Genomic DNA, 13,505 nt, shown 5'->3' on the forward strand with positions numbered 1-13,505 from the left:
AACGCTACTACGCCATGTTGGATGAACCAGCCATAGCCGCGTGACTCAAACGAAACGGCCTCCGGAAAACCCGGGGCGGTTCACTTCTACCGGAAGATTTAGCGCCTTGTGAAGGTAGTCCCGGACGGCTTCTGACGCGATCCACCGTCGTATAAGATCGGCCCTAACCCTCTGCTTCCTTTTGTCGACCTGAACCATGGCCGAACCTACAGGCTACATACACCGGACCAGCTAGGGGCCGGGCTTGTTTCTCGGGAATGTTTGGTACAAAATTCCGAGTGGGTGGTCGGATAAGTGGCTCGCGTGCCCCCCCTGAACCCTTCATTTCCCAAGTAGCGCCTTGGAGACCGACTTGCTATGTACTCTTCGCGGCGTCCTCGACTGCCGACCAAAACTCTGTTGCTATCAGCCATGACGCGCGCGCCTGTTATAGTTTCATTGGAGCCATGACCCTCAGCTTCGTTGGGGTTCTGGCCTTCCGGTGGTTTGGCCTCTCGCGCTGGTCTCGTTAACTTCTTGATCACTCATCAGGGCGCCGGTCCTCTTTGGCGGCTAGCTGGGCCAGCAACTGGCGCGATGCTTCGATTGTCCGACGCGTCTCTTCGATAGTCGATTGAAGGTCGTCTACCTGACGCCACGCCCGCGCTTGGTATAACCGGGCACCTTCAAGGTGAAGACGATCAGGTTCCCATCGATTCATTGTCTGATGCGCGCTATGCGGTTCAGTTCGAATTTGACCACGATCTGGGCTAGCTGGTTGCCTGCTTCATCGCGGACTTGAATGCCAGCCTCGTGGTAGGTGCCATCGGGCAGCTTTTCTCTTGCGATTTCAAGCAGCGTTTTTGCTGCCTCGTCCTCCGCAGATTCCAGGCTCGGAAGCTCTGAACCTTCAGGGTCTGGGAAGGTCTCTCCATTGCTGGACAAGTCGAAGAAATAGCGCGGCATCACTCCTAACTAGGATTGCCGGACAATGTTCAATGTCTGTTTTTTACATAGAAAGAGCTAATCCACCATGTCCCGCAGGGGCTTCTTGCGTTTCGGCGGCCTGTATTTCTCCACCAGCCTGACCTTGTTGATGTCGATCGTCACCGGCGGTCCCTGTCGATGGTCACCTTGCCGCCTTCCTCTTCTATGCGCGCTGGATAGGTGAGTTCGATGGCCCGTCGCACGAGCTGGCCGCCATGGTGCCACCGGATCGATCGTTGAAGAGATCAGGTTTTCGTCAATTTGTGCCAGACCGACGAGGTTACCCTGCGGATCTCGGAACTGCCCAATCGTCACCGGGGTGCCGGGCGAGCGTTTCGGCCCAAGACTTTAGGCGCTCACAAACAGCTACCGCCCGGGAGAGCGCTGATGCTGCGACTCGGCGTGGTGACATCTGTCCATGTCGTGCGCGTCGAGATTCTGCCAGCACATCAGCCAATTGATGAAATGCTCGGTTGTCGGCCCGTGCGGTTTTCCCTTGTACCCGGTGGCGACGTTGCCAGTCCTGACCGGTTTCATCTGGCGTCCGTCTGGTACCCGTCAGTGGGCCTATGCGCGTCCAATGGCGATCTCGCTTACATTCCCAGATCGCCGCTTCCAGAGCCGGTCACACCCAAACAGACGAGGCCGTGCAGTCTGGCGACAAGAGCACGGTACCCACCGGTATGGGACCAGTTCACACCTTCGGCGATGCGATGAAGCTGATTTCTCAGGCCGCCGAATAGCCATGCACCGGTTCATGCGTCCCTTCACTCGCATCTCCCGCCCCTTTGCTCCGATGCACTTCGATGCCCGAACATCCGGCTGGAGGTTTGATCCCGATGAGATCGCGATCTTCGAATTGTCGGCGCACTGGCAACCATGGATCTGAGCCCCGAGCCTGATTCCGGCATCCTCAACCGACTGCCAATGTCACCGGCAGCAAAGGCTACGCCAGATCATCGCGATGGGGCATTTGCTGCGGCGGCGGAGTAGCAGATGTCAGGCGTTCAAGATTTTCGCTTCCTTGGCGGCGGTCAGAAATGCCACGCGGGCTACCTCCGGGGCGCTTCCGCCCCCGAGCACCTTCATGCAGGCCATTCGTGCCTGGATGCGGCACCCGGTCTCTCCAATGGGCCAGTCATACAGCAGCATTTCGGCGGCTTCGCGGGTGCTCGAAACACTGACTTTGCCCGAGGACAGCAACACGGTCACGGGTTTTTCGAACGTGCCGACGTCTCGTTCGCTGGTCATATTCTGGTTTCCTTTCACGATGTCCCGACGACCCTACGGGCGAACACCACATTTCGTTGCGTCACAATTGACTCGGTGCGCGAACATTCTGTGACAAGCTCCTTGCGACTGCATGCCTTTGGGGCCTGGCGACAACCGATGCTGGCGGCATTCCTGCCGCCATTGCCGAGGGGTGAGGATGTTGGTCCTCGGCCTCGATATCGAATTCGCTTGGTATGAGGCCGGCTCATCGCTCTCGTCGATCAAGACTGGCCTGATCAAAGCCGTGGCGAGAACGCCGAGGAGAAGGGGATCGGTCAGTTGCCAGCTTCGCGACAGGCCCGACTTCGTGGTGATCGAGCAGCCGATGGGCAACATGGTCTCATTCAAAACGTGGTCTCATTCAGGGAGACCGCCAATCTGCTTATGATGCGGTGGACGGCTCTCCTCCCTCCTGCGGTATGATCGCGGGATTGAGCTGGAGGAGCGCTACGATGAGGAGCATTACAACGATAGGTTTGGATATTGCGAAGTCCGTGTTTCAAGTTCACGGAGTGGATGCGGCCGGCGAGGTTGTTGTTCGCCGGAAGCTGACGAGGGGGCGTGTTCTTGCATTCTTCGAGAGCCTGCCGCGATGCCTGGTCGGGATCGAGGCCTGCAGTTCCTCGCATTTTTGGGCTCGCGAGCTGATCGCACTCGGCCATGATGTGCGGCTGCTGCCGGCACAGTAACCTATCTGAAGCGACAGAAGAATGATGCCGCGGACGCAGAGGCGATCTGCGAGGCCGTGACCCGTCCGACCATGCGCTTCGTGCCGGTCAAGTCGCCGGAGCAGCAAAGCGTGATGATGCTGCATCGTGTCCGGTTGATGCTTAATCGTCCGCGCACTCAGATATCGAACGCGCTGAGATCCCACCTGTCCGAGTTCGGGGTCGTGGCGCCGATCGGGCGGAATGGAATTGAACAACTGCTCTTGGTCATCAACGACGAGAACGACGCCAGGATACCCGCTGACGCACGGCTATGCCTGCGGATGCTGGAGGCACAGCTTCGGGTCGTGAAGCAACAGATCCTCGAAAACGATCGCCGGGCCCGGGCGAGTGCGCGAGAGACTGAGCTGGGTCGCAGGTTGATGGAAATCCCGGGCGTCGGCCCGCTGTTGGCGAGTGCGTTCGTGGCGACCGTCGCCGATCCGCACGCGTTCAAGTCGGGGCGATGCCTATCGGCCTGGATCGGGCTCGTTCCGAAGCAAAACTCGAGCGGTGGCAAGGAGAGGCTCGCCAGTATCTCCAAGGCCGGCAATCGCTACCTGCGACAGCTGCTCGTGGTCGGAGCCATGGCGGTCATCCGCTATGCCGAGCGGAACGGGACCAGGCGGCCATGGCTCGTGCAGCTGATGGCCCGGCGAACGACCAAGGTTGCAGCCGTTGCGCTCGCCAACAAGACTGCCCGCATGGTCTGGGCATTGATGACAGGCGGCGAGCGCTACAGGGAGCCGGCCATCGCATAGAACGACACAAGGCGAGCGATCGCCGACGAGGTTGGAAAGGGCGGACAGGAGCTAATGCACAAAGCCGGTTGAAACCGCCGGATCAGGAAAACCCACTGGGGCCGTGCACTTCGAGTGCGAGCTTACGATCGGGACCTGAGACGCGCGAATGGCATTATGGCCAGCGGCACATGAAAGGCCGCACCTACAGGTCGGATACATGGCCGCACCAACCAGCAGATGCAAAAGGCTCAAAGAATCCCTTGCCAACGGAGAGCCGTCCATACACGGCCCCAGCGACAAGCAAACCAGTAACCCGAACGCGTTGCAGCGCGAGGGGCTGGTCTGCGCCGCTGCGGCAATCATCAGCGGCGGCTACGGTATCCGCCGGGAAACAATCCCGTTGTCGACGTAGCGGAAGCGTTTGCTCGGCATGGGCTGCTTGCCCGCCTTTGACCACGCCATGTGGAAGCGCACTGCGGTCGAGCGCTGCCGGCCGCCCAAGACGAAGAATGCGAACGCCGCATAAGCCGTCGGCTTAGCGACGGCCAGCGAAGCTTGTCAGGGGTTCAAAATTGCGAGGGCAGCGTCACCTTACATCAACTTTACGCCGCCAAGGCGAGGACTGCTCGAAAGGCGGGTTACGAATGCGCCATGTGCTGATTTCCGGTAATGGAATGCGGCCTTGTCCGGATCGTAGACACGCTGCTCAATGTCGGCGGAGAACAAAGGACGGGCTGCGTGCACCGGCGTGTCATTGCCGACCTTGCCAAGGATAGTCTTGACGAGCGCTTCGCGGTCGACCGCGTATTCAGCGCTATGCGCAGATCATTATTGTCAAAGGGGCTGTCGCAGCGCGCTACCATATAGTAGTGCCGCGCCTGTGACTTGAAGGTAAGCTGCTGCGGTCAGAGACATGGCTTGCGGTGGGCGTACGGGCACGGCCGAGCGCTGTCTCGAGGATTGAGATGATCGTTCATTTAGTAGACGGCACATACGAGCTGTTTCGCCACTTCTATGGCCAACGCCGGTTCAACAACGGCCAAGACAAGCCGTTTGGCGCCGTCGTTGGCGTGCTGAACACAGTGCTGGAGATGATCGAGAATGGCGCCACGCACATTGGGGTAGCGACAGATCATGTAATCGAGTCGTTCAGAAATCGGCTCTGGCCCGGCTACAAGACCGGGGATGGCATCGAGCCGGCATTGCTCGCGCAGTTCCACCCCCTTGAGAAAGCCCTGGCGGCCATGGGAGTGGCGGTCTGGCCGATGATCGACCTGGAAGCCGACGACGCGCTGGCATCCGCGGCACGGAGCGCGGCTGCCGATGAGCGCGTGCAGAAGGTGTGTATCTGGACGCCGGACAAGGATCTCGCGCAGTGCGTGCGAGGTGACCATGTGGTTCAGGTAGACCGCAGGACCAAGCAAATTCGCGATGCCGCGGGTGTACGCGAGAAGTTCGGAGTGGAGCCGTCCCTGATTCCAGATTTCCTCGCGCTCGTGGGTGACACCGCCGATGGCTACCCGGGTCTCGAGGGCATCGGCCTGGTCTCGGCGGCCCGGCTGCTGGGCCGCTATGGCCCCCTTGAAAGCTTTCCGCCTGAAGCCCTCGGCAAGCGTAGAGAGTTCGCACTTTTGTTCAAAAATCTCGCGACGTTACGTACGGACGCTCAGCTATTCGATGACGTCGAACAGCTGCGCTGGCGCGGCCCGACCAAAGCGTTCGAGACCTGCGTGATCCAGCTAAATGACACCAGGCTCCTCGCACGTGCGCTCAAGGCTCGGGACGACTGACCTCGCGAGGCGAGGTCTGGAAGCGGTCAGCGCCGATTCCCAATCGCACGGGCACCGTACGCGCGGCAACAGTCTTGAAGAACACACAGCGCAACGTTGCGGCGGGTGACAGGCGCTCAGGCAGCATCTGCGTTGTTGGTGGCTTCGATGGCAAAGCGTCGCACCTAGACCTAGATGCAAGGATGGTTGCGTCTGGGCGTGCTCCGCTCAGTGGTATAGCTCGGCGGTGAGGCGGCTCGTGGGCGGGCCCTCAGTAGGGGGGCAGCATCTGAACCCTGCTTTGTCTTTCCGGTGATGGGGTGATGGGAAGGATACCCTCATTGCTCGATTGGCCTGTTCGAAAGATGACGGCCATCTAACACCGTCATTGGCGCCCAGCGAAGTTGCGGCAGATGCAAGTGAGGCGCTACGTTGTGCGCCCGTCCAAACGTGTTTGCTTGTCGTCGGCATTGGCCGATTCACCCAGGGTATCGGCGACCGTGGCACCTCGCGCACCCATTGGCTGCTGCGCACCTGTGGTGGTGTCCTTGGCTGTCTGGTGCTCCATCTCGGCATTCAGCTCCGCACCGACAATCAGCACAATCACGGAAATCCAGGTCCACATCATGAAGCCGATGACCGTCCCCAGGGCTCCGTAGGTCACGTTGTAGTTAGCGAAGTTTTCAAGATAAAAGGAGAACCCCACCGAGACCGCGATCCAAACCCCAGCCGAGAGGAATGCCCCCCATGTGGCCCATCGCCACTTTGCCTTTTCGCGGCTAGGGCCGTAGCGGTAGATCAGCGTAATTCCGCTTCCGACCATGATCAGCAAAACCGGCCACCGCAAGATCCGCACAAGGGTTTCGGTCCAGCCGCCGAGGTTCAGCAGCGCAAGCATTGCGGGCACGATCCCGACCGAGATGATAAGGCCGATGCCAATGAGGATGGCGCCAAGGGTGAACCCCAAGGCCAGGAGATTCAGATGGATAAAGCCGCGCTTTTCAGTCTCCTCATAAGCGATGTTCATTGCTTCAAACAGTGTCTTGATGCCGCTGTTGGCGCTCCACAGTGCAACAGCAAGACCTATGATAAAGCCAAAGCTGAGCGTGCCAGTGTTCTGAGCGGCCAATGAGCTAAGTTGCGATCTGATAAGCTCCAAACCGCCAGAAGGCAGTATGCCGCCAAGGAATGAAATGTGCTCGGCGATGGTCTGAGGATCGGCGACGAAGCCGTAGATGGACACGAAGGCGGCAAGCGCTGGAAACAGCGCAAGAAGCAGGTAGAACGTGGCTCCGGCCGCGATCAGCGTGACACGGTCCTCTGTTACCTCAGCCCACACCCGCCACAGCACATCCCTCCAGCCGCCGCCGGAAATTTGCGATGGCCGTTCGGCATTGCGTCCACGGCCCTCCTTGTCTTCTTGTCCGGCCCGCCGCTCCAGTCGCACTTGGTTTTCGTCGGAATCTTCGGCTTTGTTCTTCGACATGACTGCAGTCCGTCGCATCTTCCTCGACGGCAAACGTTTAGGCGCGCCAATAGATGCAGGTGCAGACCTGCGCTCGCAAATAATCATCCGCCAGCTGCAGAAATACCGGCCATCTAACAACGACACTGCCCGCCTCTGACTGACGACCGCTTCCGAGGGCCGGAGTGGGGCTGTCCGGTCTCGCCTCGGATGGGCCATCTCACCACATCGTTCCGCCGGTATCAGCACCGGCTAGCGCCAAGTTCCGGCGTCATGTTCTACCGCAGCGACTTTGAAATCGTGGAGGCATTTCCAGGCGCAAGACGCAGGAAGTCACTATCCGCATGCCGCAGGACCCTGGTTCGGCTGGCAAGGCAGACGCAGCAACGAAAGTGAATCTCTCGCCGGCCATGACGTGAAGGTTCTTCAGGTCTTAGGCGACAAGGACACACGCCGCCCAGGCTGAGCCGCAGCGTGAAGCTCTTGCGCAGTCGCTGGAACGAAACATTCCTCGACGAGGTCTGTTGGGTTCCGAATGGACAATTTGACGATCAGGTAGATACCTTCGTCTACGCTCTGAACGAGCTCGCACTCGGATCGACCTTCACCCTTGACAATATCGGACGGTCGAGATCGCCGAAGCTGATTTTAATCAAAATGCTCTGGCAGGGCCTTCAACTGATCGGTGGTCATTTGTGTGATGGCATGCACGGTGCCGTCTTCGTCCCGCATAAAATCGAGCTGAGTTGCATATAAGGCCACGCGCTTTGAGCCTATGCCGAGGAACCCACCAACATCGAAGACGACTTGCGCATGCTCGCCCGTTCCATGGATGTGGTCGACTGAACTGATTTCCTCATCGTGGCGACCGTAGATGGTCGCCCCCTCAACAACGTCAGCGCGCAGTTCAGAACTCGAAAGCCGTGCGTGATTGGTGTGGTCCATTTTTGGAGTCTCCTCTCCGCTGGACTGAGGTAACCCCCGACAGGGCCAACCGTTCCGAACCATCATTCACGAGTGTCATTCGCGGATGGGCACGAGCGGGAAATATGGGACGCGCTTGGCTGTCGCCGGTCCCAGAAACGAGCTGGCGTTGGGTTCGACATCCGGTTTTGGGGGGTGTCAGTGGTGGTGGTTCGCCTTGCACCAAGTGCAACCACCGAAGTAGGTCAGCCTGCCTGCTTAACCGCCTGAAAACGCGCCCGAGCCACGATGAGCAGCACGCTCTCATCAGCCATGCCACTCTGGAAGAGCCGCACAAGATCGGCTGCGAGCTTCTCAGCTGCCGGTGAGCCGGGCTCGACATGCCCTTCCTCGCATATCTGGCTGAAAACGGATTTGAGAGCTTCCAAGTCGGTCGGGTAAAGGGCTGGGTCAATGTTCATGCGATCAATCATCTGGGGCCTCCTCAGTTGGCGACAGGTGAACGAAACGACAGCGGACAATGACTCCGCTGGCCCAAGGAGTCATTTAGAAATGACAATGCATTCGGCTCGGTACGGATCGAACAATCCACAACGTGACTCATGAGAACGGAACATAAACTTATTTCCATTCTGGGGGCCACTATTCCCGCCCGCCACAAGGGCATCAATGCCTTACCGCTTTTGGCACTATCACGCGGTCATGCCGTGGGAGAACAGCTGCTACATGGCTCACCAGCCTGCTCATGGGCGTGCTGCCGAGAGGGAATGTGCCGAGCGCCGCGTGTTCCTCGACCGGACCCAGCTCTTGGGTAGCTTTGGACGGTTGTGCTGTTTCCCGATGGGATCGGCGTTGCACTGCAGACACCATTTTGTCCGACGTTGATCTGCCAGGCGGGACGGTTTTCAGCTTGCCGCGTGGGTCCGCGGCCGACTGAAGTCAGCGGTCAACCTCGCTCAACCTGTTGGCTGCCACAGAGCCGTGGCGAAGGAACAACAAGAGACTGATCCAGTTAGACCATGCATGCGTCGATACAAATGAAACAGGAGATGACAATGGCGACGAAGAAAGGCTCTCAGGGCGGCTCCAAGGGTTTGGAAGACCTTTTCCATGATGGGTTGAAAGACATTTACTACGCCGAACGCAAGATTTTGACGGCGCTCCGGAAAATGGCAAGGGGCGCGGAGTCCGAAGAGCTGAAGGCGGCGTTCGAAAAACATCGTGACGAGACGGAAGGTCAGATCGAGCGCCTGCAACAGGTTTTCGACGCCTTTGGCAAGAGAGCCAAAGGGAAAACGTGCCCGGCGATCGACGGCATCATCGAAGAAGGACAGGAGATTTTGGAGGAATTCGAGGAGGCTCCGGCATTGGATGCGGGTCTCGTGGCTGCAGCCCAGTCCGTCGAACATTATGAAATAGCGCGCTACGGGACTCTTGTCACATGGGCCGAGTTACTTGGTCTGAAAGACGCCGTCCCGCTACTCGAACAGACGCTCAAGGAAGAAAAAGCAACCGATGAGGCGCTCACCCGACTGGGCGAAACAGGCGTCAACGAACGGGCGATGCGACAGGCCGCATAGGTTTGGATCGAATCGACGCGAACGCGGCCCCGGCAGACGGATAGAACGGGGTTGTATTCCCCAATCCAGGCGCGCATCTACACCGCAGCCGCTGAGCCGTCGAGGTGGTGGTGGCCGACCGATTCGCCCATGCTGTGCTGCTAACTACGCTCGTGAGGACGACCTTAAGAGCGCAGCCTCGCTACCGTGCCATCTTCCCGCAAGTACTCGCCGCGGCAGCGACCCTGTCCACCATCGCGAGAACGGCCAGCGGTGCGGTGTGGTGGACCATGTGGCCGGCCTGCGGGATGATATGCACAAAGGAACCAGGAATCTCGGATTGAAGTCCAAGAGCCTCGGCTTTCGCATCGAACAACCGGTCGCCGGCCCCAGCGATAATGCCGACAGGCAGCGACAGATCATGGTAGCGGGTGAAGCGGCCGCCAGCCAGCGCGCCGGCCAGCATCAATCCCGATTCGGCCGCGATCGACCGCAGCTGTGAGGGCCGGCTGGCGATCTCTTTTGCCGACGAAGCAAACGCCGCAGAGATGATGCCGGGGCGAAATATCTTGCCCATTGCGAGCGGCCAGGTGAGCCGCACAAGCAGCGGCAGCAAGGTGTGGCGGAAAACTCCACCGGCGACAGGGAAGGCCGGTAGCGCCGCCAGTGCAAGGCCCAGGCGCGGCGGCGGACGGTAATAACCCGAGACAAGCACGATTCCGGCAACTGATGCTGGGTGCCTGCGCGCGAGTTGGAGAGCCACCGACGCGCCCCAGGAATGGCCCAGAATGAGATATCTTTCGATTCCAAGCTGCGCGATGGCGGCATGAATGAGATCGGCCTGCGCGGCCGCCGTCCACAATTTGCCTCGCGGCCGCGTGCTCCTGCCGAAGCCGGGCCGATCAAAGGCGAGCACCCGGTATTTGTCGGCCGCTTCGTCGAGCATGCCGCTGGTCTTGAAATCCTCGGCCGACGAGCCGTTTCCGTGCAGCAGGATCAACGGCGCCCCGCCGCCCTGCTCAAGGAGGTGCAGGCGCACCCCCGACACCCCGACAAGACGCCCCGACCCGTGCGGGAAAAGCGCGCGTCTGGCCCGAGCGCTGTTGTACAGCGCCAGGCTGACCAACCCGGCGGCAAGCAGGACGGCTGCTGCGGTTGTCTTGTTCGTGCGGCGGGTCACTAGCGGCCGCCGCGCGCAAAGTCGACAGGTGTGACCGCTCTCGGAATGCCTTGATGCTGCTGCCGAACTGCCGCGCGTGTCGGCGCGTGGCTTACAGAGTCCATCTCTTGCTCTCCCTGTTGGTTGCCCAAACCGCCTGATCGTCGGTTGCTCTTGGAAGAAGGTTCTGCTGCTTTCGGCTCACCGGAACTTTGCAATGGGATCCAGGGCTTAACGCCGATGCTTTGAAAGGGTCTCGATGATGACCGGCGCAGGACCGTAGCGACCGCTAGGCATGTCAGACCGGTGGATCGGGGTGCTGGGCCGGCTCCAGACATCGCCGTCTCCATTGGGTCTCAATTTTTCCTCGGCTCCCAATCGTGCTCGAACTGCACGGCCCATTCCAGGTTCAACAGCCATGGCTCCCGTCGCCCGATCCAAAGCTCATAATCTGGTATAAGATTGCTCGGAGCTTGATCCAGGCTGCCGATCATCACCTCGGCCTCGTCCTCCCGAAGGCTTACGAGGCGCGAACCACAGGTTGGGCAGAAGCTCCGCCCGGCAAAGGTGTGGAGATTGCCAGTGTCTTCGTAGCTCGATCTGGGCCAAACCGCGAAGCAGACGAAGGCGCTCCCGCTCGTTCGCCTGCAGTCATGGCAGTGGCATATACCAACCCTCGTCGGCTGCCCTTTGAGCCGGATGCTAGCAGCTCCGCAAAGGCAGCCACCTGTGCGAACTTGCTCGTCCATCATATCGACACCGCTCGCATAAGGAGATCGCAGCTCTCGTTTGGATTCGGAACAGAAGATTCATACGGCAGCACATCGGGATCCGGCGTCCACATTGGCGCGTCTAATGGCGGCTCTTCTGGTTGGGGTCCCATGGGAAGGCACATGGCGTAATCTCCTTTGCCCGGCAACGAGTGGCAAGGAGGGTTGGTTCCAGCCGTCAACTCGGCCTCACCCCGAGCTGCCCTTGAGAAGGTTGCCGGAGGCACTAAGCTCAGGCTCTTTCACGTGCGTCGAGGAGAATGATGAACTGTGAGGCAAAGAGCAGCCTGGCCGGCCGGACCAGACGCTGGGCCATCGCGCTAACGGAACGGAGAAGCGTCACCGGGACGGATGGCGAAGCCTCGTTCGGCCCATGGCTAGCCGACGCGTTGCGCTACGAGACGGCATTTCGCCGCGCGGAAATCTGGACCATAGAAGTCGAGCCGGGGGATGGGCGCCACTGCGTGGCGATGCTGGTCCGCGGCAATAGCCCCGCCACCGTCGTGTTGACCGGCCACTACGATACTGTCACGACGAGCGACTATGGCGAGCTGGAGGACATGGCAATCCGGCCGCAACAACTCACGCAGGCGCTGGGCAAAACCTTGGCCTCGACCGATGCGCCTGCCGCGAGGCGGGCGCGGGACGATTTCACGTCGGGAGAGTTTCTCGCAGGGCGCGGCCTGCTCGACATGAAGGCCGGTCTCGCCGCCGGGCTGGCAGTCTGCGCCGAATTGGCCGAAAGCGCTAACGCGGCGGGAAATCTTCTGTTCATCGCCGTCCCAGACGAAGAGAACAGTTCTGCCGGAGCGCGCAAGGCGGCACAGGAGCTGCCGGCGATTGCTGGCGAGCGCGGGCTCGATATTCTGGCGGCGATCAATCTCGATGCGATCGCCGACAACGGTGACGGCAGCGAGGGTCGTGTCATCGCGCTTGGGACGGTCGGCAAGCTGCTCCCGACGGCCCATGTCGTCGGCGTTCCCGCGCATAGCGGTTTTCCCCTGAATGGCCTGAACGCCGCGACTGTTGCCGCTGCCATTGCCGTCCGGGTGGAATGGGCCTCTGAGCTTACCGACGATCCCCAGTCCGTTCCGGGCACACCGCCGAGTCTGCTCAGCATCCGCGATGGCAAGTCCGGCTACGACGTGACGACTGCGGCGACCGCGTTCGCTACGTTCAACGTGCTGAGCTATCGTCGGACGCCGGACGAGGTGCTTGATCGCTTCGACCGGCTTTGCGCCGATACTGCTTCTGCCTACCTGGTGGAGCTGAAACGGCGGCGGGATCCCCTGCACGGCAGCACCGCGATCGATCGCGTCGAAACAATTCCCCTGCATCGCTACGAGGCAGTGCTGGACCGCCTCGATGCGGAAGCACGATCAAGGCTTGGCACCCTCAGCGCGTCTCTTGCCGCCGGCGATCTCCCCCTGCCGGAGCAATGCCGGCTGGTTACCGAGGAGGCATGGCGATTGAGCCGCTTGCCGGGACCGGCAATCGTCACCGGCTTCGGCTCAATACCCTATCTGCCGACGAACCTTTCGGATAGGCCGGCAGCGGCGAGGTTGCGCGCGATTGCCTTGGACGTCGCAGCCGGCGCAAGCGCCCGCTATGGCTCAGCGATCGGGTGTGCGGATTACTTCGCCGGCATCTCGGATATGAGCTTCTTTGGCGAGGCTACCGAATCCGGTCTCGACGTCGTTGCCCGCAACACGCCGATGTGGCGTGACGGCATTCGCTGGCCCAAGTCAGGTGGGCTGGCCAACATTCCCACCATCAATATCGGCCCGTGGGGACGAGACTACCATACCCCGCTCGAGCGGCTCCACATCGGCTATGCTTTCGATGTCCTGCCGCAAGTCGTGAGCGATGTTTGTGCGACGCTTCTTGCAAAGAAGGATTAACGCGCAGAAGCAGCAACTCGATACCTCGCCAGGAGCAAATCTGAAAAGCAGAGGTTGCGCGCCAGATCAATCCCGAGGCAAGCCTGTGAAGAGATCTCAAGAACAGCTTCACCAGCGCACCACGAAAACCAGGGGGCAGCGCCTATGACGAAGTGTTGGGAGGCTCGTCCGACTCCGGCAAACGGTCGCGAATGGCTTCCTCGGTTTTGCTTGCCGTCTTTTTCACGACTTTCTCGACGCGGTCGACCAACGTCTCGGCGTCGCCGCTGG

11 protein-coding genes and 1 pseudogene are annotated in these 13,505 nt (G+C 60.3%); 5 read left to right on the top strand and 7 right to left on the bottom strand.

Annotated elements, in window-relative coordinates:
• Positions 1 to 696: 696 nt before the first annotated feature.
• A complete protein-coding gene (locus NKH21_RS32035; protein WP_352671673.1) occupies positions 697 to 945 on the bottom strand; it encodes a DUF6894 family protein in 249 nt (82 codons plus the stop codon).
• A 1,020-nt stretch (positions 946 to 1,965) separates the two neighbouring features.
• The gene (locus NKH21_RS32040; protein ID WP_352671670.1) at positions 1,966 to 2,217 is read right to left on the bottom strand and encodes a DUF982 domain-containing protein; all 252 of its coding nucleotides are present in this window, start codon (positions 2,215 to 2,217) and stop codon (positions 1,966 to 1,968) included.
• A gap of 473 nt (positions 2,218 to 2,690) precedes the next feature.
• Between NKH21_RS32040 and NKH21_RS32045 the strand changes: the two are divergent.
• The 3 genes and pseudogenes from NKH21_RS32045 (at position 2,691) to NKH21_RS32060 (ending at position 5,478) form a co-directional block, all read left to right on the top strand.
• Positions 2,691 to 3,706 (top strand): annotated as a pseudogene (locus NKH21_RS32045) (IS110 family RNA-guided transposase).
• A 199-nt stretch (positions 3,707 to 3,905) separates the two neighbouring features.
• Positions 3,906 to 4,100, top strand: a complete 195-nt coding sequence (locus NKH21_RS32050) for a hypothetical protein (RefSeq protein ID WP_352671545.1) — start codon at positions 3,906 to 3,908, stop codon at positions 4,098 to 4,100.
• Positions 4,101 to 4,653: 553 nt separating this feature from the next.
• On the top strand, positions 4,654 to 5,478 hold the full coding sequence (locus tag NKH21_RS32060; RefSeq protein ID WP_352671542.1) for a 5'-3' exonuclease: 825 nt from the start codon (positions 4,654 to 4,656) through the stop codon (positions 5,476 to 5,478).
• A gap of 406 nt (positions 5,479 to 5,884) precedes the next feature.
• Here the strand turns inward: NKH21_RS32060 and NKH21_RS32065 are convergent, their stop codons facing one another.
• The 3 genes from NKH21_RS32065 to NKH21_RS32075 form a co-directional block, all read right to left on the bottom strand.
• Entirely contained in the window at positions 5,885 to 6,943 is a 1,059-nt protein-coding gene (locus NKH21_RS32065) for a YihY/virulence factor BrkB family protein (RefSeq protein WP_352671539.1), read from the bottom strand.
• Positions 6,944 to 7,570: 627 nt separating this feature from the next.
• Positions 7,571 to 7,867, bottom strand: a complete 297-nt coding sequence (locus NKH21_RS32070) for a PRC-barrel domain containing protein (protein WP_352671536.1) — start codon at positions 7,865 to 7,867, stop codon at positions 7,571 to 7,573.
• Positions 7,868 to 8,091: 224 nt separating this feature from the next.
• Positions 8,092 to 8,319 (bottom strand): hypothetical protein, encoded by a 228-nt coding sequence (locus NKH21_RS32075; RefSeq protein ID WP_352671533.1) that lies wholly within the window; start codon positions 8,317 to 8,319, stop codon positions 8,092 to 8,094.
• Between the two features lie 582 nt (positions 8,320 to 8,901).
• Here NKH21_RS32075 and NKH21_RS32080 point away from each other — a divergent pair.
• Positions 8,902 to 9,426 carry a YciE/YciF ferroxidase family protein gene (locus tag NKH21_RS32080; RefSeq protein ID WP_352671530.1) on the top strand — a complete coding sequence of 175 codons (525 nt, stop codon included), beginning with the start codon at positions 8,902 to 8,904 and terminating at the stop codon, positions 9,424 to 9,426.
• Positions 9,427 to 9,607: 181 nt separating this feature from the next.
• On the opposite strand, the gene NKH21_RS32085 is transcribed toward NKH21_RS32080, so the two are convergent.
• Together NKH21_RS32085 and NKH21_RS32090 are read right to left on the bottom strand one after the other, a co-directional pair.
• Positions 9,608 to 10,585: an alpha/beta fold hydrolase gene (locus NKH21_RS32085; protein WP_352869878.1), complete on the bottom strand. Its 978-nt coding sequence runs from the start codon at positions 10,583 to 10,585 to the stop codon at positions 9,608 to 9,610.
• A 335-nt stretch (positions 10,586 to 10,920) separates the two neighbouring features.
• Positions 10,921 to 11,313, bottom strand: a complete 393-nt coding sequence (locus tag NKH21_RS32090) for a GFA family protein (protein ID WP_352671525.1) — start codon at positions 11,311 to 11,313, stop codon at positions 10,921 to 10,923.
• Positions 11,314 to 11,597: 284 nt separating this feature from the next.
• On the opposite strand from NKH21_RS32090, the gene NKH21_RS32095 reads away from it, so the two are divergent.
• Positions 11,598 to 13,235: a M20/M25/M40 family metallo-hydrolase gene (locus NKH21_RS32095; protein ID WP_352671523.1), complete on the top strand. Its 1,638-nt coding sequence runs from the start codon at positions 11,598 to 11,600 to the stop codon at positions 13,233 to 13,235.
• The last annotated feature ends 270 nt before the right edge of the window (positions 13,236 to 13,505 follow it).

Origin of the sequence: Mesorhizobium sp. M1329, assembly GCF_040318035.1 — a bacterium.
Classification (GTDB): Bacteria; Pseudomonadota; Alphaproteobacteria; order Rhizobiales; family Rhizobiaceae; genus Mesorhizobium.